This window comes from Paraburkholderia dipogonis (assembly GCF_042680985.1).
Classification (GTDB): domain Bacteria; phylum Pseudomonadota; class Gammaproteobacteria; order Burkholderiales; family Burkholderiaceae; genus Paraburkholderia; species Paraburkholderia phytofirmans.
Map to the genome: position 1 here is coordinate 232,002 of NZ_JBHUFR010000001.1, position 22,639 is coordinate 254,640.

Consider the following 22,639-nt stretch of genomic DNA (forward strand, 5'->3'; position numbering starts at 1 on the left):
TTCAGAAGGATAAAGAAAAATGTCAACTATTCTTGTTATCGATGACCATCCTGCGTTTCGCATGGTCATCAAAATGCAGCTCGTGCAATTGCTTGGCGTAGAAGAAGTGATCGAAGCCGATAACGGCCAGACTGCTGTCGAGTTGGCCCGGATACACGCTCCGGAACTCGCCATACTGGACCTCGATATTCCGCGCATCAGCGGACTGGATGTGATTCCCCGGCTCAAGCTCGCTCATCCGAGGATTCGCGTGATGGTGTTGTCGGGTCACGATCCGGCTACATTCGCACCGCGCGCGATGCGCTCGGGCGTCCACGGTTTTGTCGGCAAGTCGCAGGAAATGAAGGAGATCATGCGCGGCGTCGAGGCGGTGATGGCCGGTTACACGGTGTTCCCGATGGCGGCCGGTGGCGCAGGCATGACGTCCGCTGACGGAGTGGGAGGGGAGGAGGCCAGGATCGGCCTGCTGTCGGATAAAGAACTCGTGATTTTGCAGATGCTGTCGAAGGGCATGTCGAATAAGGCAATTGGCGATGCCTTGTTTATCAGCGATAAAACCGTCAGTACCTATAAGAGCCGTATCCAGGAGAAACTCGGCCTCACGTCGTTGGCAGGACTCATCGAGTTCGCGACTTTGCACCGGTTGGTCGAATAAGTTTGCGGGTTATGAATACGGTGAGCCTATCTTGTTCTGCTGGGTGCATAAGGAGCCAAACGCTAAACGATCTGCTGGATATGGGGTTCGTGGATTCCCGCGTATTTGTCTTCAAAGAGAGCGCGGCGCATGTGTGCGATCTTCAACGCGCCGTTCACCGGCAAGCAACGGGAGTCATCCGTGGAAATGGTTAACGGCAATGCACAGACGCCTCTTTTCGGCAGCGACGTGCAGTTATCGGACAGCTTATCAAACGGTCCTTTTGAGCCCTTTGAAGTTCGTTACCTGGACGCGTTGTGCGAAGAGGGCGTCAACCTTGACGTGTTTCTCAACAACTGGCGTCAAGCAATGAATGACGACCTTGCGCGCCTCGACGCGTTATTTCGTGAAGACGACTTCGACCGTTTTCATCGCGTGTTGCATCGCCTGAGCGGAGCAGTGGCGCTCGTTGGCGCGCACAGTTTGATGGACGCGTTGCGGCGCGCGAGCCTGTCGCCGCCCGAACTGGGCGCTGAAGTAATCGACGCGCTAATGGCGCGCGCCAGAAGCCTCGTCACGCAACTTGAGGCTGCGTCCCGCGCCTTCCGGAGCAGATCACAATGAACCGACCGCTTGCCTTGATCGAAGGTGATCTGGCGCTTCCGATTCCGTTGCCGTTCGATGCCTTGCCGCCGCCTTTCGGTTCGTGGCGTCGTCAGGCGCGGACCGCGGCGCAACGTGAGCCACACGCCGCTGCACCCGCCGTCGCGCAACAGGCGATCCAGAATGCGATGCGGCGTCCGGCGTCAACGGCGAGTCGCGGGCCGGTTCCGCACGGCGCCAGGTTTCTCTTTTTCTACAAGTTGCCGCAGCAACCTGACCATTCGCGTCGTTTTGAGGAGCAGTTGGCCGAAGCCCGCTACTACCTCGAGATGGGCAGAGCGCGTCCGAGTTCGACCCGTTCCGATCATCTCCTCGGCGCGGCGATTTTCGCGAGCTGTAGCATCGCGCTGGCCTGGTTGCTGGCCACCTGCACGACGCATGATGCCGACAGGACGACGGCAGCGGCCAGCGTAAGAACACAATCGGTCGCGTCGATGGACGGCAGTGCGACGGCGGTTCATCCACAAGCGCGAGCCAAACCGGCGCAGCCATCGGTCGAATTCGCGGGGACGACTGCGCGGAGTGCGCCATCGGCCGCTAGCTCGAGGCCGAATTCGACGGCTCCCGGCGCTCCTACGCGCCCCGATATCACACTGGGGACGACTCTTCGCCGTGCGCCGGAACCGCAACACGTCGAACATCTCGTGCCGCAGCCAACTGGCCGCGTGTCCATACGGCACACGGCGTCGATCGACCTCGCAAAGGCACATTACCAGACGCCAGTTGCACGCCTCAGCAAATCGCAAGTCGACAAACGCCTCGCGCTGAGCCGCACGACCAACCCAGCCACGCAGCCATCCGCGTCGAAACTGTCCGAACGGAGCGAATGGACTGAACAGCGCGAACGCCCCACCTCCGCCACCGACACAGCCGAGCGCGCAGCACTGCGCGACTGGGCGGCGCAACAGCGTCGCTCAAATATCACGACGCGCGCCAGCACACCCACGCCGGGCGACACCGACTGGAACGCCCGCATGACCCAGCGCCGCATCACCGACAGCCCCGACGCCTTCCAGACAGGCCGCGCCCAAAAGTAGGCCGCCAAAAAAAAGCCCGACCACCGGTCGGGCTTCAAAGTCAGCTGCGTCCTCCACAGGGCGCAGCTCCTGCAAACAGCTCGTAGCAACTGCTCAGGTAAGCAAATACCTCAAGCAGCCAGCAGCGAACGCAGCACGAACGGCAGAATCCCGCCGTGCTTGTAGTAGTCGACTTCGATCGGCGTGTCGATACGCAACAGCACCGGAACGCGCTTCTCGGCGCCATCCTTGCCGCGGATCACCAGCGTCACTTCCTGTTGCGGCTTGAAATCAGCGCCCAGGCCTTCGATGTCGTACGTTTCTTCGCCGGTGATGCCGAGCGATTGCACGCTATCCGAGCCCTTGAACTGCAGCGGCAGAACGCCCATGCCGACCAGGTTCGAACGGTGGATCCGCTCGAAGCTGCGCGCCACCACGACCTTCACGCCCAGCAGTTGCGTGCCCTTCGCAGCCCAGTCACGTGACGAGCCCGTACCGTACTCTTCGCCCGCGAACACGACGGTCGGCGTGCCGGCGTCGATGTACTTCATCGCTGCGTCATAGATCGACAGTTGTTCGCCGCTCGGCTGGTGAATCGTCAGGCCGCCTTCCACGCGGGTGCCGTCTGCCTTCGCTGGGATCATCAGGTTCTTGATCCGGACGTTGGCGAACGTGCCGCGCATCATCACGTCGTGGTTGCCGCGGCGCGAGCCGTAGCTGTTGAAGTCGGCCTTCTGCACGCCGTTTTCCTTCAGCCATTTGCCTGCCGGCGAGTCTTCCTTGATCGAGCCGGCCGGGCTGATGTGGTCGGTCGTGACCGAGTCACCGAAGATACCCAGCGCGCGCGCGTCCTTGACGGCGGCGATGCTGTCGGCCGGTTGCATCGAGAAGTCCTTGCCGAAGAACGGCGGCTCAGCGATGTAAGTCGACTTCGGCCAGTCGTAGACTTGACCTTCTTCGCCCTCGATCTTGCTCCACAGATCGCCCTTCTTGGTCAGCGCCGAGTAGTTCTTGCGGAATGCGTCGGCGTCGAGCGCGAACTTGAGCAGTTCGTTGACTTCTTCGCTGGTCGGCCAGATGTCGCCCAGGTAGATGTCGCGGCCGCCCTTGCCCTTGCCGACCGGTTCGGTCATCAGGTCGCGCGTGATGTTGCCGGCGATCGCGTAAGCGACGACCAGCGGCGGCGAGGCCAGGAAGTTGGCGCGGATGTTCGGGTGAATACGCGCCTCGAAGTTACGGTTGCCCGACAGAACCGCTGCCGCGACGATGTCGTTCTTCGTGATCGCTTCGTTCAGTTCCGGCGTCAGATCGCCCGCGTTGCCGATACAGGTCGTGCAACCGTAAGCGGCCAGCGTGAAGCCGAGCTTGTCGAGGTACTTCATCAAGTCGGTCTTCGTCAGGTATTCCGTGACGATGCGCGATCCCGGCGCCAGCGACGTCTTGATGTGCGGCGCGACCGTGAGGCCGGCTTCGACCGCCTTCTTCGCCAGCAGGCCGGCGGCCAGCAGCACGCTCGGGTTCGAGGTGTTCGTGCACGATGTGATCGCGGCGATCAGGATGTCGCCGTTTTTCACGTCGACGCCATTGGTCGTCGTGTATTGCGCTTCGAGATCGTCCGCCTTCTTCGCGAAGCCATTTTCCGCAACCGGCTTCGAGAACAGGTCGCTGAAGGTCGACTTCACGTGACCGATTTCGATACGGTCTTGCGGGCGCTTCGGACCTGCCAGCGACGGCGTCACCGTGCCGAGATCCAGCGTGACGACCTTGGTGTAGTCGATCTGGCCAGCCTTCGGAATACCGAACAGACCTTGCGCCTTGAAATAGTTTTCGAAGGCGGAGATTTCCGCGTCGGTGCGGCCCGTGCCCTTGAAATACTCGATCGTCTTTTCGTCGACCGGGAAGAAGCCCATGGTCGCGCCGTATTCCGGCGCCATGTTGCCGATCGTCGCGCGATCCGGCAGCGACAGCGACTTCGTGCCTTCGCCGAAGAATTCGACGAACTTGCCGACCACCTTTTCCTTACGCAGTAGTTCGGTGACGGTCAGGACCAGGTCGGTCGCCGTCAGGCCTTCGCGCAGCTTGCCCTTCAGTTCGACGCCGACCACGTCCGGCGTCAGGAAATACACCGGCTGGCCGAGCATGCCGGCTTCCGCCTCGATACCGCCCACGCCCCAGCCCACCACGCCGATACCGTTGATCATGGTGGTGTGGCTGTCGGTGCCGACCAGCGAATCCGGGTAGTACACCGTGTCCGCGCCTTCAGCCTTCTTGTGCACGCCGCGTGCGAGGTATTCCAGGTTCACCTGGTGAACGATACCGACGCCCGGCGGCACGACCTTGAACGTGTCGAATGCCTGCATGCCCCACTTCATGAACTGGTAGCGCTCGTTGTTGCGCTGGAATTCCAGTTTCATGTTCAGGTCGAGCGCGTTCTTTTCGCGGAAGTGATCGATCTGCACCGAGTGATCGACGACCAGATCGACCGGGACCAGCGGTTCGATCGACTTCGGATCCTTGCCCATGTGTTTCGCGACACCGCGCATTGCCGCGATGTCGGCGAGCAGCGGCACGCCGGTAAAGTCTTGCAGCACGACGCGCGACACCACGAACGGGATTTCGTCGACGCGCGCGGCGGTCGGCTTCCAGTTGGCGAGTTGCTCGATGTGTTCTTCGGCGATTTTCTTGCCGTCGTAGTTACGCAGCACCGATTCCAGCACGATTCGGATCGAAACCGGCAGGCGGTCGATCTTGATGTTCAGCGCCTTGCCGAGTTGCGGCAGGGAGTAGAACTTGCCTTTGCCGGAACCGCTGTCGAATTCCTTGAGCGTTTTGTGGAGGTTGTGGGCCATGGTGTTTTCCTTGGTTTGATCGCGGAACTACAGTACTAACTAGATGACGTACAGATCGACGTATTCATTGACCGGCATGGCTTCGACCCTTGCCTGATCCAGCGACACGTCGAGAATCGCCAGTTGTTGCTTGACCGGAAAGCGGCGTGCGAGGTTGGTCTTGAATTTCTCGACCAGCAACGGAATCCCATCTTCGCGACGACGCTTGTGACCGATCGGGTATTCGACTATGACCTCGTCGAATGACGAGCCGTCGTTGAATTCGACCGTCAGTGCATTGGCAATCGAACGCTTCTCGGGATCGTGGTAATCCTGCGTGAACTGCGGGTCTTCTACACATTCCATCTTCGCGCGCAGCACATCGATGCGCGGGTCCTGCGCGATCGAATCTTCATAGTCCGCGGCCGTCAAGCGGCCGTGGATCAGCGGCACGGCGATCATGTACTGAATGCAATGATCGCGGTCGGCCGGATTGTTCAGCGGACCTTTTTTATCGATGATGCGAATCGCGGCCTCATGCGTGCGGATCGTGATCTTGCTGATGTCGTCCGCGCTCCTTCCCGCAGCGTTGAGTTGCGCGTGCAACTTCATCGCGGCTTCCACCGCCGTTTGCGCATGGAATTCTGCCGGAAAAGAAATCTTGAAGAGCACATTTTCCATCACGTACGAACCGTACGGACGCTGGAACTGGAATGCGTTGCCCTTGAAGAGCACGTCGTAAAAGCCCCACGTCTTCGCCGTCAGCACCGACGGATAGCCCATCTCGCCGGTCTTCGCGATCAGCGCAAGACGCACGGCGCGCGAGGTCGCATCGCCCGCAGCCCACGACTTGCGCGAGCCGGTATTCGGCGCGTGGCGGTACGTGCGCAGCGCGTGCCCATCGACAAACGCCTGCGACACCGCGTTGATCAGTTCGTCGCGCGTGAGGCCGATCAATTGGCCGACCACCGCGGTCGATGCCAGTTTCACCAGCAATACATGATCGAGCCCGACCTTGTTGAAGGAGTTTTCGAGCGCGATACAGCCTTGAATTTCGTGCGCCTTGATCATGGCGATCAACACGTCTTTCATCGCCAGCGGCGCTTTGCCCGCTGCGATGGCGCTGCGCGAGAGCCAGTCGGCCGTGGCCAGAATCCCGCCGAGATTGTCCGACGGATGCCCCCATTCGGCGGCAAGCCAGGTGTCGTTGAAGTCGAGCCAGCGGATCATGGCGCCGATATTGAAGGCGGCCTGAACCGGGTCCAACTGGAACGACGTGCCAGGCACCTTCGCGCCGTTGGGGACGATCGTGCCCGGCACGATCGGTCCCATCAGCTTGGTGCAGGCCGGGTAGGTAAGCGCCTCGAGTCCGCAGCCGAGCGTATCGATCAGGCAGTGACGCGCGGTTTCCAGCGCGAGCGCGCCGTCGATCCGATAATCCCGAACGTAGTCGACGATATCGGCCAGGACTGAGTCCGGGTCGGGTCGCACATTGGAAATCGGAGCGGACATCGGGAGCTTTCCTGATGACGATATTTAGTTGCTGGTCTTGTCGAGCGCGTTCGATTGCGTCGGAGCCGGCGCGCCTTGCTGCATGGATGCCGTCTTGCACTCGTCGGCCAGACGCGAGCTGTCCTTGTCCGAGAACAACATTGCCTTCGTCGGGATCACAACCAGGTCCATGCCGGTTGCGGCGTCGTGGAAGCGGTCCGCGCCCGTGGTGGTCGCTTCGCGCGGCAAATTGTAATTTTTGTTGGCCCAGTGAACCGTGACGATCTGGTCACGCTTCATGTCGCCCTTCAGTTCGAAAGCCAGGCCTTCGTTGCACGACCACTTTTCCGCGCCTTCCGGCACCGGATCGACCTTCGCTTCCTTAGCCGGATTCGCTTTGCGCTTGATCAGGCGCTTCGGCTGCGGACGCTTTGCCGTGGCTTTTGCCGCCGGCTTCGTGGTGGTCGCCGTTTGCGCGGCGGCGTCAGTCGCGACGCTCAACATCGTCGTGGACAGGGCGCCAATCACGGCGGCGATCATCAGCTTTTTCATGGAGAAAACCTTTCTATCTAATTTCAGTTAAACGCGCGGGCTACCGGTCCTGGCGACCGCGCGGGTTGAACTGCACGCGCTTTGAAAGCGCACAGCGACCGCTATTTTCTCCTATTTAGCGGCAGGTACTTCAAATTCTCGGGTCCGGTGTAATTCGCGCTCGGGCGGATGATCTTGTTGTCGATGCGCTGCTCGATGATGTGCGCGCTCCAACCGGCCGTGCGCGCGATCACGAAGAGCGGCGTGAACATCGCCGTGGGCACGCCCATCATGTGATACGAGACCGCGCTGAACCAGTCGAGATTCGGGAACATCTTCTTCGCGTCCCACATCACCGATTCGAGCCGCTCGGCGATATTGAACAGCTTGCTGTTGCCCGCTTCCTTCGAGAGTTTCTTCGCGATTTCCTTGATGACCTTATTGCGCGGGTCGGAGATCGTGTACACCGGGTGGCCGAAACCGATCACCACTTCCTTGTTCTCGACGCGTTTTCTGATATCCGCTTCGGCTTCGTCCGGCGTCTGGTAGCGCGACTGGATCTCGAACGCGACCTCGTTGGCGCCGCCGTGCTTCGGTCCGCGCAGCGCGCCGATCGCGCCGGTGATCGCCGAATAGATGTCCGAGCCCGTGCCCGCGATCACGCGGCCGGTGAAGGTCGACGCATTGAATTCGTGTTCGGCGTACAGGTTCAGCGACACATGCATCGCGTCGACCCACGCCTTCGACGGCTCGACGCCGTGCAGCAGATGCAGGAAGTGGCCGCCGATCGAATCGTCGTCGGTTTCCACCTCGATGCGCTTGCCGTTGTGCGAGTAGTGGTACCAGTAGAGCAGCATCGAGCCGAGCGAAGCCATCAGCTTGTCGGCGATATCGCGCGCGCCCGGCAGGTTGTGATCGTCTTTCTCCGGCAGCACGGTGCCGAGCACCGACACGCTGGTGCGCATCACGTCCATCGGATGCGCGGCGGCCGGGATCCATTCGAGGGCGGCTTTCACGTTGGCGGGCAGGCCACGCAGCGCCTTGAGCTTGGTTTTGTACGCGGTCAGTTCAGCCTGGGTCGGCAGCTTGTCGTGCACGAGCAGATACGCGATTTCTTCGAATTCGCAAGCGCTCGCGATATCGAGAATGTCGTAGCCGCGGTAGTGCAGGTCGTTGCCGGTCTTGCCGACCGTGCAGAGGGCCGTGTTGCCCGCCGTCACGCCCGACAGGGCGACGGATTTCTTCGGTTTGAAGCCGCTTTGGGGTTCGTTGCCGCCTTGTGCACCGGCGGTTTGCGTCGTCTCGCTCATCTCCCGCAATCTCCTTTGTGCCTGCTCGATGCTTCTGATTGATCCGTGCGTTCGACGCCCGTCCCGCGCAGCGCCACACGGTGGACGGTTCCGCTTGCCTCATGGGCTGCGCATAGACCGCTCATGGCCGCCGCGCCAATTGCCGCAGCGACTTTCACACTCATGATCCTGCCGGCACGTCAGTGCCCACTTTCGCGAAGAGCGGCGCAGCGTCTTGCGGGACGGCGCGCCCCGTAGCTTGCGCTCGACGCAGCACCGACCAGTAGTACCGATAGCTCGCGCGGTCATGCAGCGTGTCGTGATGGCGCGTCGGGCCCCATTGCGCGGACTGCGCGGCAAGCAGGATTTCGGTGGCGGTGGCGATCTCTTCGTCGCGCGGCGCGAATGCGGCGACGATTGCTTCGATCTGCGCCGGATGGATGCTCCACATGCGCGTGTAGCCGAACTCGTTGCGGGCGCGCGCGGCGTCGTTGGCGACCACGCTGATGTCGCGCACCTCCGTGCTGACGTTATGCGAAGGCACTTTGCCGCACGCATGGCAGGCAGCCGAGATTTCCAGCTTCGCGCGCCGCACCAGCGGATGATCGAACTGGCCGGGCGAGCGCATGGCGGTATCGGGAATCGCGCCGTTGTGCGCGGAGACGAAGTCCATCAGGCCGAAGCTCAGCGCTTCCACGCCGGGCAGCGCGGCCAGGTCGAACACACGTGTCAGCGCGCCGTGCGTTTCGACCAGCAATTGCACCGGCACCGGTTGCGCGATGCCGAGTTCGCGCCGCGTCGCCTCGATGAACGCGACCATTTCGGCGGCATCGGGGACGTTGCGGATTTTCGGCAGGGTGATGTAAGCAGGCGCTCGCTTCGCAGCACGCAGAATGAGACGGACGTCGTCGCGCCAGTGCGCGTGATCGAAGTCGTGAATTCGCACGCCGACGCGGCCGAAGCGGTCATGCTCGCCGCCCAGCAACGAGGCGACCAGTTCCGCGTGCTCCGCTTCGCGGCCGACCTGCGCGCCGTCTTCGCAATCGAGCGTGATGTCGAAGACGGGCCCCAGTTGCTGCTGCAAGGCCAACGATTTCAGCATCAGCTTTTCGCTGCCGGCGTAGTGATCGCAGGCAGGCAGCACAGCGGGCGGCACTTCGCCGTCAAACAGCACTTCGGCGGGTGTGAGGGCGCGCATTCTCGGCGTCAGGAGCGTGGGTAATGTTTGGAGAAATCCGATTCGGGCGCGCTCTGCCGGACCATCGCGGTAAGTGCGCAAAGCGCGCTCGGATCAGATGCGAATAGCCGCATTCGCATGTAAAAACTGGAACCCGCCGCGGCGGCGCCTGTGAGCGCCGCGCCAGACTTCTCGCTTCGCGCCAGGCCGCCGAGGGCAGCCTGGCGTTCTCTCACGAGTTCCGGTTCGTCTGCATCAGCCAGCCGCTTAGCCGAGCAGGTGTTGAACGCCTTCGCGCTCTTCCAGCAGTTCGTTCAGCGTGCCGTCCATCTTTTCGCGCGAGAACGCGTCGATTTCCAGGCCTTCGACGCGCTTGTACTCGCCGTTTTCGCACGTAACCGGCACGCCGTAGATGATGTCTTCCGGAATGCCGTACGAGCCGTCCGACGGAATACCCATGGTGACCCACTTGCCGTTCGTGCCGAGCACCCAGTCACGCACGTGGTCGATTGCCGCGTTAGCCGCCGACGCTGCCGACGACAGGCCGCGCGCTTCGATGATCGCCGCGCCGCGCTTGCCGACGGTCGGGATGAACGTGTTGCGGTTCCATTCTTCGTCGTTGATCAGCTTGGTCAGGTCTTGACCTTCTGCCGTTGCAACGCGGAAATCCGGGTACATGGTCGGCGAGTGGTTGCCCCACACAGCCAGCTTTTCGATCGACGCGACCGGCTTGCCCGACTTGGCAGCCAGTTGCGACAGCGCGCGGTTGTGGTCCAGACGCAGCATGGCGGTGAAGTTCTTTTTCGGCAGATCCGGCGCCGACTTCATGGCGATGTAGGCGTTCGTGTTGGCCGGGTTGCCGACCACCAGCACCTTCACGTCGCGGCTCGCGACCTTGTTCAGCGCCTTGCCCTGAACCGTGAAGATTTCAGCGTTGGCCGACAGCAAGTCCTTACGCTCCATGCCTTTCGAACGCGGACGCGCGCCGACCAGCAGGGCCACGTCTGCATCCTTGAACGCAACTTCGGGATCGTCGGTGATTACGACGCCCGACAGTAGCGGGAATGCGCAATCATCCAGTTCCATCACGACGCCTTTGACGGCGCCTTGCGCTTGCGGCAGGTCGAGCAGTTGCAGGATCACCGGTTGGTCCTTGCCGAGCAGGTCGCCATTGGCGATGCGGAACAGCAGGGAGTAAGCGATTTGACCTGCGGCGCCGGTGACGGCAACGCGCTTTGCGGGCTTAGCCATTGAGAAATCTCCAGGACGATGCGTTAGACGCTAGGGAAAACGCCATTCTATATGCGCGTTCAGCGAAGCGTAGTGAAACACGGCGGAATTCACTAACGCGGCCTGCCTCGAAATCTGCGGAGGCCGAGCGGCGCGTTGCGGCGAGACCGCCATGCTGGAATCTGTACTGCCGCACGGGAGCGGAATATGAGGCGCCGGGTAGCCGCTGCACGGTGCGGGCTCCTGCAAACAGCGCGTTTCGGCAAGCGTCTGACCAGCGAATGGCGGCGAAATCGAAACCTGAACTGCGTGGGAACAGCATGGTGCAGAGTGGCTGCCGGTACGTCACGGCGCTGCATCGAATAGCCGCCGAAAACCCCGCAAACCCTTGCTCGACAAGGAGTGTAGGAGTCGTCAGACACAAAGTCAACATTATCTTATGTCTTATATAAGACATATCTGTTGCGGGGAAAACCCTAGACGCGGCCTAGCGCTTTATGATGAAATGCGCGCATGAATTCGAACCCGGCGAACACCACGAATCCGAGCGGCCAAGGGGTCGCGGGAGAGGGTGTATCCGCTGCGCCCACGGCCACGTCGCCCACTTTCAGCCCGTTATATCAGCAGATCAAGGGGTTGATCACGCAGAGCCTTGAAAGCGGCGAGTGGAAGCCGGGCGAGATCATTCCCAGTGAAGTCGAATTGGCGGCCAGATACAAGGTCAGTCAGGGAACGGTGCGCAAAGCGATCGACGAACTTGCCGCCGACAACCTGCTCGTGCGCCGCCAGGGCAAAGGCACGTTTGTTGCAACGCACAACGAAGACCGCGCCCAGTTTCGCTTCCTCAGATTACTGGCCGATGACGGCGCGGAGCACCCGCACGTCAGCCGTCTGCTTGAGTGCCGGCGTTTGCGTGCTTCGGCGGACATCGCCCGCCAACTCGATCTGAAACCGGCCGATCCGGTGGTGCTGATCAAGCGCTTGCTGCAGTTCGACGGCGAAGTCACCGTGCTGGATGAAATCTGGCTGCCGGGCGCGGTGTTCCGCGGCCTCACGCTCGAGCGGCTGTCGGAGTATAAAGGTCCCCTCTACGCGATGTTCGAGACGGAATTCGGCACCCGCATGATCCGCGCCACGGAGAAGATCCGCGCGGTGGCGGCCGAGCCTTCCGTGGCCGATCTGCTGCATGTGCCAGCGGGTTTTCCGCTGCTATCTGTCGAGCGCGTGTCCTATACATATGGGGACCGGCCGGTTGAAGTACGCCGCGGTTGGTATGTCACAACCGGGTATTACTATCAGAACGATCTAAGCTGAATTGGGCTGAACGAGGGCGCTGCGTCCCACGCGCGCGCCTGTTTGAGGGCGCCTTTATCGCGCGCGCTGTAACGGACCTGTCGTGGTTTTCGCTGCAGCGCGATATAAAAAGGCGCTAAAATTGCGGATTAGTGTGACTACATAGTAGGGGTCTAGCATGGCTGAAGCCGTAAAAAAACCGAGGCCGGAATTCCGGAACATCGGTATCGGGCAGATATTGACGGCGTATCGTCTCCCTCTAGCGGGGCGAGTATCGATCTTGCACCGCGTGAGCGGTGGTCTGCTTTTTGTTTTTCTTCCGTTCCTGCTGTACCTCTTCGATCAGAGCCTGACTTCTGAACTCAGCTTCGAAGTCTTCAAGGGTTTCCTCTCCAACATCATCGTCAAGCTCATCACGCTCGTTCTCGCGTGGGCTTTCCTGTTTCACTTCTGCGCCGGCGTCCGTCACTTGCTCATGGACACGAACCACAACGCTGTGACGAAGGAAAAGGGCAAGTCGACCTCCGTCGTCGTTCTCGTCGTGTCGTCGCTGCTCACCATTGCATTCGCCGCAAAACTGTTCGGAGCATTCTAAAAAATGTCGTCAAATAACCGAATCGGTTCGAAGCGTCTCGTCGTCGGCGCGCATTACGGTCTGCGCGACTGGCTGGCCCAGCGTATTACCGCCGCCGTGATGGCGATCTACACGGTCATCCTGCTCGCCTGGTTCTTCGGCGCGCGCGATTTCTCGTACGACGGCTGGGCGTCGATCTTCGCCACTCAATGGATGAAGCTCGCCACGTTCGTCACGCTGCTTTCGCTGTTCTACCACGCGTGGGTGGGTATCCGCGACATCTGGATGGACTATGTGAAGCCCGTTGGCATCCGCCTGTTGCTTCAAGCGCTGACGATCGTCTGGCTGCTCGCGTGTGCGGGCTACGCTGCGCAGATTCTCTGGAGAGTGTAAAAGAATGGCTGCAATCAAGAATTCTCTGCCGCGTCGCAAGTTTGACGTGGTTATCGTCGGCGCAGGCGGCTCGGGGATGCGCGCTTCGCTGCAACTCGCGCGCGCCGGTCTGTCGGTCTGCGTGCTGTCCAAGGTGTTCCCGACGCGTTCGCACACGGTTGCTGCTCAAGGCGGCATCGGCGCATCGCTCGGCAACATGAGCGAAGACAACTGGCATTACCACTTTTACGACACGATCAAGGGTTCCGACTGGCTCGGCGACCAGGACGCGATCGAGTTCATGTGCCGCGAAGCACCGAACGCCGTCTACGAACTCGAACACATGGGTATGCCGTTCGACCGTAACGCGGACGGCACGATTTACCAGCGCCCGTTTGGCGGCCACACGGCGAACTACGGCGAAAAGCCGGTGCAACGCGCTTGCGCCGCGGCTGACCGTACCGGTCACGCGCTGCTGCACACGCTGTATCAGCAAAACGTCGAGGCCAAGACGCAATTCTTCGTCGAATGGATGGCGCTGGATCTGATCCGCGACTCCGAAGGCGACGTGCTCGGCGTGACCGCGCTGGAAATGGAAACCGGCGACGTCTACATTCTTGAAGGCAAGACCACGCTGTTCGCCACGGGCGGCGCGGGCCGGATTTTCGCGGCATCCACCAACGCGTTCATCAACACCGGCGACGGTCTGGGCATGGCGGCGCGTTCGGGCATCGCGCTGCAAGACATGGAATTCTGGCAATTCCACCCGACCGGCGTGGCCGGCGCGGGCGTGCTGATTACCGAAGGCGTGCGCGGCGAAGGTGGCATTCTGCGCAACTCGAACGGCGAGCGTTTCATGGAACGCTACGCGCCGACCCTGAAGGATCTGGCGCCGCGTGACTTCGTGTCGCGTTCAATGGACCAGGAAATCAAGGAAGGCCGCGGCGTGGGCCCGAACAAGGATCACGTGCTGCTCGACCTGTCGCACATTGGCGCCGAGACGATCATGAAACGTCTGCCGTCGATCCGCGAAATCGCGCTGAAGTTCGCGAACGTCGATTGCATTAAAGAGCCGATCCCGGTCGTGCCGACCATCCACTATCAGATGGGTGGTATTCCGACGAACATCAACGGCCAGGTCGTGGGCACGTCGAAAGGTCACGAAGAGCCGGTCAACGGCTTCTACGCAGTGGGCGAATGCTCGTGCGTGTCGGTGCATGGTGCGAACCGTCTCGGCACGAACTCGCTGCTCGACCTGGTGGTGTTCGGCCGCGCGGCCGGCAACCACATCGTCAAGCACGTGAAGGAAATCAAGGAGCACAAGCCGCTGCCGGCCGACGCCGCTGATTTCGCGCTGTCGCGTCTGGCGAAGCTCGACAGCTCGTCTTCGGGCGAGTACGCGCAATCGGTCGCGAACGACATTCGCGGCACGATGCAGAAGCACGCCGGCGTGTTCCGCACCTCGGCGCTGCTGGCCGAGGGCGTGGAGCGCATTCGCGAAGTGGCTGACCGCGTCGACAACATCCATTTGAAGGACAAGTCGAAGGTGTTCAACACCGCGCGCGTCGAAGCGTTGGAAGTGGCGAACCTGATCGAAGTGGCACGCGCCACCATGGTTTCCGCCGAAGCGCGTAAAGAAAGCCGTGGCGCGCACGCGCAAAACGACTTCGAACATCGCGACGACGAAAACTGGATGCGCCATACGCTGTGGTTCAGCGAGGGCGATCGCCTTGACTACAAGCCGGTTCACATGCAACCGCTGACGGTCGAATCGGTTCCGCCGAAAGCGCGGACCTTCTAAGGCACAAGGTAAAGGAATTCAGAAATGGCAAAGCGTACATTTGAAATTTACCGCTACGACCCGGACAAGGACGCAGCGCCGCGCATGCAAACGTACGAGATCGAGATCGACTCGCACGAACGCATGCTGCTCGACGCGCTGCTGAAGTTGAAGGCAGTTGACGAAACGCTGTCGTTCCGCCGTTCGTGCCGCGAAGGCGTGTGCGGTTCGGACGCCATGAACATCAATGGCAAGAACGGTCTGGCCTGCCTGCAGAACATGAACGATCTGCCGCAAAAGATCGTGCTGCGTCCGCTGCCGGGACTGCCGGTCATTCGCGACCTGATCGTCGACATGACGCAGTTCTTCAACCAGTATCATTCGATCAAGCCGTACCTGATCAACGACACGCCGCCGCCGGAAAAGGAACGTCTGCAGTCGCCGGAAGAGCGCGACGAGCTCGACGGCCTGTACGAATGTATTCTGTGCGCTAGCTGCTCGACTTCGTGCCCGAGCTTCTGGTGGAATCCGGACAAGTTCGTCGGCCCGGCCGGCCTGTTGCAAGCCTACCGTTTCATCGCGGACAGCCGCGACGAAGCGACGGGCGAACGACTCGACAACCTCGAAGATCCGTACCGTCTGTTCCGTTGCCATACCATCATGAACTGTGTCGACGTCTGCCCGAAGGGTCTGAACCCGACCAAGGCGATCGGCAAGATCAAGGAATTGATGGTTCGCCGCGCTGTCTGAGATGGATTCAACATCGCATCAGTCCGACCCTCTCCGCCGCGCGCGTCTTCGCTGGCGCGCGCGGCGGGGCTTGCTGGAAAACGATCTGATCTTTGAGCGTTTTTTCAGCCGATATGAGCATGACCTCAGCGATGCAGATGTGGGCGCTCTCACGCGCCTGCTCGAGCTGAGCGATAACGACCTGATGGACTTGCTGCTCGTACGCAAGGAACCGGAAGGCGACCTTGCCGACCCGGATGTGATCCGGGTGCTGGAGCTGCTGCGGAATGCCTGACCGGCATAACCGGCTTTGAGCGCAGCTTGTCCGTTGTTCCAGGCGTGCAATTATCGAAACCCTGTTTCCATACTTCGATTGAGGATGTGCTATGACCCCGTCAGATGTTAAAGCCACGCTATCGTTCAGCGACAATTCGCCGAGCGTTGAAATGCCGATTTACAAGGGCACTCTCGGCCCGGACGTGATCGACATCCGCAAACTGTACGGCCAGACCGGCAAGTTCACGTACGACCCGGGCTTCATGTCGACGGCGGCTTGCAATTCGGCGATCACCTACATCGACGGCGACAAGGGCGAGCTGCTGTATCGCGGCTACCCGATCGACAACCTCGCGCAAAACGCCGACTTCCTCGAAACCTGCTATTTGCTGCTGAAAGGCGAACTGCCGAACGCAGAGCAGAACGCCGAATTCGTCAAGACGGTGACGAACCACACGATGGTGCATGAGCAAATGCACTTCTTCTTCCGAGGTTTCCGTCGCGACGCGCACCCGATGGCGATTCTGGTCGCCGCAGTCGGCGCGCTGTCGGCGTTCTATCACGACTCGCTCGACATCAACAATCCGCGTCACCGTGAAGTGTCGGCCATTCGCATGATCGCGAAGCTGCCGACGCTGGTCGCCATGGCGTACAAGTACAGCATCGGCCAGCCGTTTGCGTACCCGAAGAACGACCTGTCGTACAGCGCGAACTTCATGCACATGATGTTCTCGAACCCGTGCGAAGAGTACAAGGTCAACGACGTGCTGGTGCGCGCGCTCGACCGTATCCTGATTCTGCATGCGGATCACGAGCAGAATGCATCGACCTCGACCGTGCGTCTCGCCGGCTCGTCGGGCGCGAACCCGTTCGCGTGTATCGCGGCCGGTATCGCGTGTCTGTGGGGCCCGGCGCACGGCGGTGCGAACGAAGCCGCGCTGAACATGCTGGAAGAAATCGGCTCGGTCGACAACATTCCTGAGTTCATCAAGCAGGTGAAGGACAAGAACTCGGGCGTGAAGCTGATGGGCTTCGGTCACCGCGTCTACAAGAACTACGACCCGCGTGCGAAGCTGATGCGCGAAACCTGCCACGAAGTGCTGGAAGAGCTGGGCCTGCACGACGACCCGCTGTTCAAGCTGGCCATGGCACTGGAAAAGATCGCGCTGGAAGACGAATACTTCGTGTCGCGCAAGTTGTACCCGAACGTCGATTTCTACTCGGGCATCGTGCAGCGCGCGCTGGGCATCCCGACCTCGATGTTCACGTGTATCTTCGCGATGGCACGTACGGTCGGCTGGATTGCACAGTGGAACGAAATGATCGCCGATCCGGAGCAGAAGATCGGCCGTCCGCGTCAGCTGTTTATCGGCGACACGCAACGTGAAGCCAAGCCGATCGCGCAACGTTGATCGGGTTTGAGTCCGCATAGTTCGTCGTGGCTGCGTGTGCTGCGAATTAGGACGTACGGAGTCTGCTGCTGATAAAAACGCCCCGACGGGTTTTCCGTCGGGGCGTTTTGTTTCCGGCTTCTGATTCCGCGCTGTGAGCGTTTAATCGCGCGGCGACGCAGCAAGCAGCGAACGTGTGCGCGCTTGCCGGGTAACGTCCATACAGGTATCGACACTACCACCCAACTCCCTGTTTTTTATCGGTTTTCTCCCTGATTGAGCGGCCCAGGCGGAACTCTGCGTGGCATAATCGACCGACACGGTCAGCCCGAAGTCATTACTACCCCGCATACCATGGCACAGACTCTCTACGACAAATTGTGGAACACACACGTGGTCCACACGGAAGAAGACGGCACGACGATTCTCTATATCGACCGTCACCTGCTGCACGAAGTCACCAGCCCTCAGGCGTTCGAAGGTCTGAAGCTGGCTGAGCGTCCGGTGTGGCGCATCAGCGCGAACCTGGCGGTCTCGGACCATAACGTGCCGACCACGGACCGCAGCCATGGCATCGCCGATCCGGTTTCCAAGCTGCAAGTCGACACGCTCGATTCGAACTGCGACGCCTACGGCATCACGCAGTTCAAGATGAACGATCTGCGTCAGGGCATCGTGCACATCATCGGGCCGGAGCAGGGCGCTACGCTGCCGGGCATGACGATCGTCTGCGGCGACTCGCACACGTCCACGCACGGCGCGTTCGGCGCGCTGGCGCATGGCATCGGCACGTCTGAAGTCGAGCACGTGCTGGCCACGCAAACGCTCTTGCAGAAGAAAAGCAAGAACATGCTGGTGAAGGTGGAAGGCGCGCTGCCGCGCGGCTGCACCGCGAAAGACATCGTGCTGGCTATTATCGGCAAGATCGGCACGGCGGGCGGCACCGGCTACGCTATCGAGTTCGGCGGCTCGACCATTCGCGCGCTGTCCATGGAAGGCCGCATGACGGTCTGCAACATGGCGATCGAAGCCGGCGCGCGCGCCGGCATGGTCGCGGTCGACGACACCACCATCGAATATTTGAAAGGCCGTCCGTTCTCGCCGGAAGGCGTGGAGTGGGATCACGCGGTCGAGTACTGGAAGCAGTTCAAGACGGACGAAGGCGCGCACTTCGACCGCGTGGTCGAACTGAACGCCGCCGAGATCGTGCCGCAAGTCACGTGGGGCACGTCGCCGGAAATGGTCACGGCCGTGGACGGCCGCGTGCCGGATCCGGATCGCGAGAAAGACCCGGTCAAGCGCGACGCCATGGAGCGCGCGCTGAAATACATGGCGCTCGAACCGAATGCGCCGATCGAGTCGATCAAGCCGGATAAAATCTTCATTGGGTCGTGCACCAATGCGCGCATTGAAGACATTCGCGCCGCGGCTTACGTCGTGAAGAAGCTGGGCCGCCGCGTCGCGCCGAATATCCGTCTGGCCATGGTCGTGCCGGGTTCGGGGCTCGTTAAGGCGCAGGCGGAACGTGAAGGTCTCGACAAGGTCTTCACCGACGCCGGTTTCGAATGGCGTGAGCCAGGTTGCTCGATGTGTCTCGCCATGAACGCTGACCGGCTCGATCCGGGCGAGCGTTGCGCGTCCACGTCGAATCGGAATTTCGAAGGTCGTCAGGGCGCCGGTGGCCGTACCCACCTCGTGAGCCCGGCGATGGCTGCGGCTGCGGCCATCGAAGGGCATTTCGTCGATATTCGCAAGCTTGGATAAACACGCATGATGAAGAACATCAATCGCACCACTCTATTGCGCCGCTTCGCTCTCGGTACGCTGGCTGGGCTGTTGCTCGGTCTGGCCGGTTGCAACACGGTGCACGGATTCGGCGAGGACATGTCGCACCTCGGCAATTCGATCAGCAATCACGCTGATAAATAAGCGGTTTTTGATTTTTGCCGGCCATGCGCCGAGCGGCTTTCCGGCCGCCGCGCGCATCGCCCGGTCTTGAAACAGGCGCAAGCGTCATGGAAAAATTCATCGTACATACCGGCGTCGTGGCGCCGCTCGATCGTGAAAACGTCGACACGGACGCGATCATTCCAAAGCAATTCCTGAAGTCGATCAAGCGCACGGGTTTCGGTCCGAACGCGTTCGACGAATGGCGTTATCTCGACCACGGCGAGCCGGGTCAGGATAATTCGAAGCGTCCGCTGAATCCGGATTTCGTGTTGAACCAGCCGCGTTATCAGGGCGCTTCGGTGCTGCTCGCGCGCAAGAACTTCGGCTGCGGCAGCTCGCGCGAGCACGCGCCGTGGGCGTTGGAGCAATACGGCTTTCGTGCGCTGATCGCGCCGAGTTTCGCCGACATTTTCTATAACAACTGCTTCAAGAACGGCGTGCTGCCGATCGTGCTGACTGAACAGCAGGTCGATCACCTGTTCAACGAAACGTATGCGTTCAACGGTTTCAAACTGACGGTCGACCTCGAAGCGCAAGTGGTGCGCACGTCGGACGGCGGCACCGAATATCCGTTCGAAGTCGCGGCGTTCCGCAAGTACTGCCTGCTGAACGGTTTCGACGACATCGGCCTCACGCTGCGTCACGCGGACGAGATTCGCCAGTTCGAAGCAGAGCGTATTGCGAAGCAGCCTTGGCTGGCGCACCGCATCGTCGGTTAAATGCACGAGGGCCGATCTAGGCCCGCCCGCAGATTCACGCTCGCAAGAAAACGCCGGCCCGCCACAAGCTTTCTTGCACGCTCGGGGGGGCTGACGCGCAGCGACAGGTCTGGGGGCACTCTCATTCTCGAAGCAAACCTCAAGGAATTCGCATGAAGATCGCAGTCTTGCCGGGCGACGGCATCGGTCCCGAAATCGTCAAGGAAGCCGTTAAGGTTCTGAACGTGCTCGGCGAAAAGTTCGAACTCGAAGAAGCGCCGGTTGGCGGCGCGGGCTACGAAGCGAAAGGCCACCCGCTGCCCGATTCGACGCTGGCGCTGGCGAAAGAAGCCGACGCGATCCTGTTCGGCGCCGTTGGCGACTGGAAGTACGATTCGCTCGAACGCGCGCTGCGCCCGGAGCAGGCCATTCTGGGTCTGCGCAAGCACCTGCAACTGTTCGCGAACTTCCGTCCGGCGATCTGCTATCCGCAACTCACGGGCGCTTCGTCGTTGAAGGAAGAGATCGTTTCGGGCCTCGATATCCTGATCGTGCGCGAACTGAACGGCGACATCTATTTCGGCGCGCCGCGTGGCGTGCGTTCTTCGCCAGACGGGCTGTTCGAAGGCGCGAAGGAAGGCTTCGACACGATGCGTTATTCGGAGCCCGAAGTGCGCCGCATTGCGCACGTCGCGTTTCAGGCGGCGCAAAAGCGCCAGAAGAAGCTGACGAGCGTGGACAAGGCTAACGTGCTCGAAACCTCGCAATTCTGGCGCGACGTGATGATCGACGTGTCGAAGGAATATGCGGACGTCGAACTGTCGCACATGTACGTCGACAACGCGGCGATGCAGCTGGTGAAGGCGCCGAAGGCGTTCGACGTGGTCGTCACGGGCAACATGTTCGGCGACATTCTCTCCGACGAAGCGGCCATGCTGACTGGCTCGATCGGCATGCTGCCGTCGGCCTCGCTCGACAAGAACAACAAGGGCTTGTACGAGCCGTCGCATGGTTCGGCACCGGACATCGCCGGCAAGGGCGTCGCGAATCCGCTCGCCACCATTCTGTCGGCTGCCATGATGCTGCGCTATTCGCTGAACAAGGCGGAGCAGGCGGATCGCATCGAAAGCGCCGTGAAAAAGGTGCTGGAGCAAGGCTATCGTACTGGCGACATTCTCACGCCGGGTTGCAAACAGGTTGGCACGGTGGCGATGGGCGACGCGGTGGTCGCAGCGCTGTAAAGCGGCATAAAACGCGGATCGGCCTCGAAAACGGGCTGATTCGCGTGTAATTCAGACAACGGCGATGGACGAAAGCGACAGCAACGGCGTCGCCGGATTCCGGTTTTCGTGTATATTGTGGTGATGGCACAACTGGCTCAAATCTCCTCGATTTCGAAACTGCACGGCAAAACGGCCCGTGTGGTTGAGCTCGCCATTACCACCAAGCGCATTGCAACGCGCGCAAAAACGATTACCCCGAAAACGATCACGAAACGCTGATCGTCCGTCGTGCCCGCTCATCTTCCCCGCGCGGTCACTGCGGGCAAAGATGCGGGGAAGTTTCCATTCGAAGGGTATGAAGTCATGAACGTAGGTCTCGTAGGTTGGCGCGGCATGGTCGGCAGCGTCCTGATGCAACGCATGCAGCAGGAAGGCGATTTCGATCTTATCGAACCGGTGTTTTTCAGCACCAGCAACGCGGGCGGCAACGCGCCGTCGTTCGCCAAAAACGAGACCAAGCTCAAAGATGCGACAAGCATCGACGACCTGAAGAAGTGCGAAGCGATCATCTCCTGCCAGGGCGGCGACTACACGAACGAAGTGTTCCCGAAGCTGCGCGCGGCAGGCTGGAACGGCTACTGGATCGACGCGGCTTCGTCGCTGCGCATGAAGGACGACGCCGTCATCATTCTCGATCCGGTCAACCTCGACGTGATCAAGAACGCGCTGGTCAAGGGCCAGAAGAATTTCATCGGCGGCAATTGCACGGTCAGCCTGATGTTGATGGCGCTCGGCGGCCTGTTCCGCGAAAACCTCGTCGACTGGATGACGGCTATGACGTATCAGGCCGCTTCGGGCGCGGGCGCGCAAAACATGCGCGAACTGCTGCAGCAAATGGGCACGCTGTACGGCGCGGCCAAGGAAGACCTGGCGGATCCGTCGTCGGCGATTCTCGACATCGACCGTCGCGTGCTTTCCGCGATGAACAGCGACCGCATGCCGACCGACAATTTCGGCGTGCCGCTTGCCGGCTCGCTGATTCCGTGGATCGACAAGGATCTCGGCAACGGCATGTCGAAGGAAGAGTGGAAGGGCGGCGCGGAAACCAACAAGATTCTCGGCAAGCCGGCCATGGGCACGCCGGGTTCGATTCCTGTCGATGGCCTGTGCGTGCGCATCGGCGCAATGCGCTGCCACTCGCAGGCATTGACCATCAAGCTGAACAAGGACGTGCCGCTGGACGAAGTGAACAGCATCCTCGCGTCTGGCAATGACTGGGTGAAGGTCGTGCCGAACGAGCGCGAAGCTTCCATGCGCGATCTGTCCCCGGCAGTGGTGACGGGTACGCTGACGGTGCCGGTCGGCCGCGTGCGCAAACTGGCCATGGGCGGCGAATATCTGTCGGCTTTCACGGTCGGCGATCAGCTGTTGTGGGGCGCCGCGGAACCGCTGCGTCGCATGCTTCGCATTGTGCTCGACAAGTAAAGTAAACTA

Annotated in this window: 22 protein-coding genes; 16 read left to right on the forward strand and 6 right to left on the reverse strand. The window is 61.0% G+C overall.

From position 1 onward, the window contains the following. The first annotated feature begins 19 nt into the window (after positions 1-19). The 3 genes from ACFSNN_RS00935 (at position 20) to ACFSNN_RS00945 (ending at position 2,334) form a co-directional block, all read left to right on the forward strand. Positions 20-655 carry a response regulator transcription factor gene (locus tag ACFSNN_RS00935; protein WP_134461823.1) on the forward strand — a complete coding sequence of 212 codons (636 nt, stop codon included), beginning with the start codon at positions 20-22 and terminating at the stop codon, positions 653-655. A gap of 129 nt (positions 656-784) precedes the next feature. Further along, complete coding sequence (locus ACFSNN_RS00940) at positions 785-1,258, forward strand: Hpt domain-containing protein (protein ID WP_134461826.1); 474 nt, start codon at positions 785-787, stop codon at positions 1,256-1,258. After that, on the forward strand, positions 1,255-2,334 hold the full coding sequence (locus tag ACFSNN_RS00945; protein WP_134461830.1) for a hypothetical protein: 1,080 nt from the start codon (positions 1,255-1,257) through the stop codon (positions 2,332-2,334). The genes ACFSNN_RS00940 and ACFSNN_RS00945 overlap by 4 nt, the downstream gene beginning before the upstream one ends. A gap of 110 nt (positions 2,335-2,444) precedes the next feature. Here the strand turns inward: ACFSNN_RS00945 and acnA are convergent, their stop codons facing one another. The 6 genes from acnA to ACFSNN_RS00975 all read right to left on the reverse strand — a co-directional run bounded on the left by acnA (position 2,445) and on the right by ACFSNN_RS00975 (position 10,880). After that, positions 2,445-5,162: an aconitate hydratase AcnA gene (acnA, locus tag ACFSNN_RS00950; RefSeq protein WP_134461833.1), complete on the reverse strand. Its 2,718-nt coding sequence runs from the start codon at positions 5,160-5,162 to the stop codon at positions 2,445-2,447. Positions 5,163-5,201: 39 nt separating this feature from the next. Continuing rightward, positions 5,202-6,653: a bifunctional 2-methylcitrate dehydratase/aconitate hydratase gene (locus ACFSNN_RS00955; RefSeq protein ID WP_134461836.1), complete on the reverse strand. Its 1,452-nt coding sequence runs from the start codon at positions 6,651-6,653 to the stop codon at positions 5,202-5,204. Positions 6,654-6,677: 24 nt separating this feature from the next. Then, positions 6,678-7,184, reverse strand: a complete 507-nt coding sequence (locus tag ACFSNN_RS00960) for a hypothetical protein (RefSeq protein WP_134461839.1) — start codon at positions 7,182-7,184, stop codon at positions 6,678-6,680. 101 nt (positions 7,185-7,285) lie between these two features. Next, entirely contained in the window at positions 7,286-8,473 is a 1,188-nt protein-coding gene (gene prpC, locus ACFSNN_RS00965; RefSeq protein ID WP_134461842.1) for a bifunctional 2-methylcitrate synthase/citrate synthase, read from the reverse strand. A 160-nt stretch (positions 8,474-8,633) separates the two neighbouring features. Next, positions 8,634-9,650 carry an HpcH/HpaI aldolase/citrate lyase family protein gene (locus ACFSNN_RS00970; protein WP_134461845.1) on the reverse strand — a complete coding sequence of 339 codons (1,017 nt, stop codon included), beginning with the start codon at positions 9,648-9,650 and terminating at the stop codon, positions 8,634-8,636. Between the two features lie 246 nt (positions 9,651-9,896). Beyond that, positions 9,897-10,880, reverse strand: coding sequence for a malate dehydrogenase (locus ACFSNN_RS00975; RefSeq protein ID WP_134461848.1), 984 nt, complete (start codon positions 10,878-10,880; stop codon positions 9,897-9,899). Positions 10,881-11,372: 492 nt separating this feature from the next. Between ACFSNN_RS00975 and ACFSNN_RS00980 the strand changes: the two genes are divergently transcribed. The 13 genes from ACFSNN_RS00980 to asd all read left to right on the forward strand — a co-directional run bounded on the left by ACFSNN_RS00980 (position 11,373) and on the right by asd (position 22,630). After that, a complete protein-coding gene (locus ACFSNN_RS00980) occupies positions 11,373-12,173 on the forward strand; it encodes a GntR family transcriptional regulator (RefSeq protein WP_134461851.1) in 801 nt (266 codons plus the stop codon). A gap of 157 nt (positions 12,174-12,330) precedes the next feature. Beyond that, the gene (gene sdhC / locus ACFSNN_RS00985) at positions 12,331-12,747 is read left to right on the forward strand and encodes a succinate dehydrogenase, cytochrome b556 subunit (protein ID WP_134461854.1); all 417 of its coding nucleotides are present in this window, start codon (positions 12,331-12,333) and stop codon (positions 12,745-12,747) included. A 3-nt stretch (positions 12,748-12,750) separates the two neighbouring features. Next, positions 12,751-13,119, forward strand: a complete 369-nt coding sequence (sdhD, locus tag ACFSNN_RS00990; protein WP_012428646.1) for a succinate dehydrogenase, hydrophobic membrane anchor protein — start codon at positions 12,751-12,753, stop codon at positions 13,117-13,119. A gap of 4 nt (positions 13,120-13,123) precedes the next feature. Next, positions 13,124-14,899 (forward strand): succinate dehydrogenase flavoprotein subunit, encoded by a 1,776-nt coding sequence (gene sdhA, locus ACFSNN_RS00995; protein WP_134461857.1) that lies wholly within the window; start codon positions 13,124-13,126, stop codon positions 14,897-14,899. 24 nt (positions 14,900-14,923) lie between these two features. Next, entirely contained in the window at positions 14,924-15,628 is a 705-nt protein-coding gene (locus tag ACFSNN_RS01000; protein ID WP_012428644.1) for a succinate dehydrogenase iron-sulfur subunit, read from the forward strand. A 1-nt stretch (position 15,629) separates the two neighbouring features. Beyond that, the gene (locus tag ACFSNN_RS01005; protein ID WP_134461860.1) at positions 15,630-15,902 is read left to right on the forward strand and encodes an FAD assembly factor SdhE; all 273 of its coding nucleotides are present in this window, start codon (positions 15,630-15,632) and stop codon (positions 15,900-15,902) included. 91 nt (positions 15,903-15,993) lie between these two features. Beyond that, positions 15,994-17,295, forward strand: coding sequence for a citrate synthase (gene gltA, locus ACFSNN_RS01010; protein ID WP_012428642.1), 1,302 nt, complete (start codon positions 15,994-15,996; stop codon positions 17,293-17,295). A 333-nt stretch (positions 17,296-17,628) separates the two neighbouring features. Next, complete coding sequence (gene leuC, locus ACFSNN_RS01015; RefSeq protein ID WP_134461863.1) at positions 17,629-19,038, forward strand: 3-isopropylmalate dehydratase large subunit; 1,410 nt, start codon at positions 17,629-17,631, stop codon at positions 19,036-19,038. Positions 19,039-19,044: 6 nt separating this feature from the next. Continuing rightward, positions 19,045-19,203: an entericidin A/B family lipoprotein gene (locus tag ACFSNN_RS01020; RefSeq protein WP_012428640.1), complete on the forward strand. Its 159-nt coding sequence runs from the start codon at positions 19,045-19,047 to the stop codon at positions 19,201-19,203. 86 nt (positions 19,204-19,289) lie between these two features. Beyond that, positions 19,290-19,943, forward strand: a complete 654-nt coding sequence (gene leuD / locus ACFSNN_RS01025; protein ID WP_134461866.1) for a 3-isopropylmalate dehydratase small subunit — start codon at positions 19,290-19,292, stop codon at positions 19,941-19,943. A 152-nt stretch (positions 19,944-20,095) separates the two neighbouring features. Then, the gene (leuB, locus tag ACFSNN_RS01030) at positions 20,096-21,163 is read left to right on the forward strand and encodes a 3-isopropylmalate dehydrogenase (protein ID WP_012428638.1); all 1,068 of its coding nucleotides are present in this window, start codon (positions 20,096-20,098) and stop codon (positions 21,161-21,163) included. Positions 21,164-21,271: 108 nt separating this feature from the next. Continuing rightward, positions 21,272-21,424, forward strand: coding sequence for a hypothetical protein (locus ACFSNN_RS01035; RefSeq protein WP_166799303.1), 153 nt, complete (start codon positions 21,272-21,274; stop codon positions 21,422-21,424). 84 nt (positions 21,425-21,508) lie between these two features. Continuing rightward, complete coding sequence (gene asd / locus ACFSNN_RS01040; RefSeq protein WP_012428637.1) at positions 21,509-22,630, forward strand: aspartate-semialdehyde dehydrogenase; 1,122 nt, start codon at positions 21,509-21,511, stop codon at positions 22,628-22,630. Positions 22,631-22,639 lie beyond the last annotated feature (9 nt).

What these genes read in the sequence shown, in the direction of transcription:
- ACFSNN_RS00935 (WP_134461823.1), top strand. Translation starts at nt 20, where the DNA reads ATGTCAACTATTCTTGTTATCGATGACCATCCTGCGTTTCGCATGGTC.
- ACFSNN_RS00940 (WP_134461826.1), top strand. Translation starts at nt 785, where the DNA reads ATGTGTGCGATCTTCAACGCGCCGTTCACCGGCAAGCAACGGGAGTCA.
- ACFSNN_RS00945 (WP_134461830.1), top strand. Translation starts at nt 1,255, where the DNA reads ATGAACCGACCGCTTGCCTTGATCGAAGGTGATCTGGCGCTTCCGATT.
- acnA (WP_134461833.1), bottom strand. Translation starts at nt 5,162, where the DNA reads ATGGCCCACAACCTCCACAAAACGCTCAAGGAATTCGACAGCGGTTCC.
- ACFSNN_RS00955 (WP_134461836.1), bottom strand. Translation starts at nt 6,653, where the DNA reads ATGTCCGCTCCGATTTCCAATGTGCGACCCGACCCGGACTCAGTCCTG.
- ACFSNN_RS00960 (WP_134461839.1), bottom strand. Translation starts at nt 7,184, where the DNA reads ATGAAAAAGCTGATGATCGCCGCCGTGATTGGCGCCCTGTCCACGACG.
- prpC (WP_134461842.1), bottom strand. Translation starts at nt 8,473, where the DNA reads ATGAGCGAGACGACGCAAACCGCCGGTGCACAAGGCGGCAACGAACCC.
- ACFSNN_RS00970 (WP_134461845.1), bottom strand. Translation starts at nt 9,650, where the DNA reads ATGCGCGCCCTCACACCCGCCGAAGTGCTGTTTGACGGCGAAGTGCCG.
- ACFSNN_RS00975 (WP_134461848.1), bottom strand. Translation starts at nt 10,880, where the DNA reads ATGGCTAAGCCCGCAAAGCGCGTTGCCGTCACCGGCGCCGCAGGTCAA.
- ACFSNN_RS00980 (WP_134461851.1), top strand. Translation starts at nt 11,373, where the DNA reads ATGAATTCGAACCCGGCGAACACCACGAATCCGAGCGGCCAAGGGGTC.
- sdhC (WP_134461854.1), top strand. Translation starts at nt 12,331, where the DNA reads ATGGCTGAAGCCGTAAAAAAACCGAGGCCGGAATTCCGGAACATCGGT.
- sdhD (WP_012428646.1), top strand. Translation starts at nt 12,751, where the DNA reads ATGTCGTCAAATAACCGAATCGGTTCGAAGCGTCTCGTCGTCGGCGCG.
- sdhA (WP_134461857.1), top strand. Translation starts at nt 13,124, where the DNA reads ATGGCTGCAATCAAGAATTCTCTGCCGCGTCGCAAGTTTGACGTGGTT.
- ACFSNN_RS01000 (WP_012428644.1), top strand. Translation starts at nt 14,924, where the DNA reads ATGGCAAAGCGTACATTTGAAATTTACCGCTACGACCCGGACAAGGAC.
- ACFSNN_RS01005 (WP_134461860.1), top strand. Translation starts at nt 15,630, where the DNA reads ATGGATTCAACATCGCATCAGTCCGACCCTCTCCGCCGCGCGCGTCTT.
- gltA (WP_012428642.1), top strand. Translation starts at nt 15,994, where the DNA reads ATGACCCCGTCAGATGTTAAAGCCACGCTATCGTTCAGCGACAATTCG.
- leuC (WP_134461863.1), top strand. Translation starts at nt 17,629, where the DNA reads ATGGCACAGACTCTCTACGACAAATTGTGGAACACACACGTGGTCCAC.
- ACFSNN_RS01020 (WP_012428640.1), top strand. Translation starts at nt 19,045, where the DNA reads ATGATGAAGAACATCAATCGCACCACTCTATTGCGCCGCTTCGCTCTC.
- leuD (WP_134461866.1), top strand. Translation starts at nt 19,290, where the DNA reads ATGGAAAAATTCATCGTACATACCGGCGTCGTGGCGCCGCTCGATCGT.
- leuB (WP_012428638.1), top strand. Translation starts at nt 20,096, where the DNA reads ATGAAGATCGCAGTCTTGCCGGGCGACGGCATCGGTCCCGAAATCGTC.
- asd (WP_012428637.1), top strand. Translation starts at nt 21,509, where the DNA reads ATGAACGTAGGTCTCGTAGGTTGGCGCGGCATGGTCGGCAGCGTCCTG.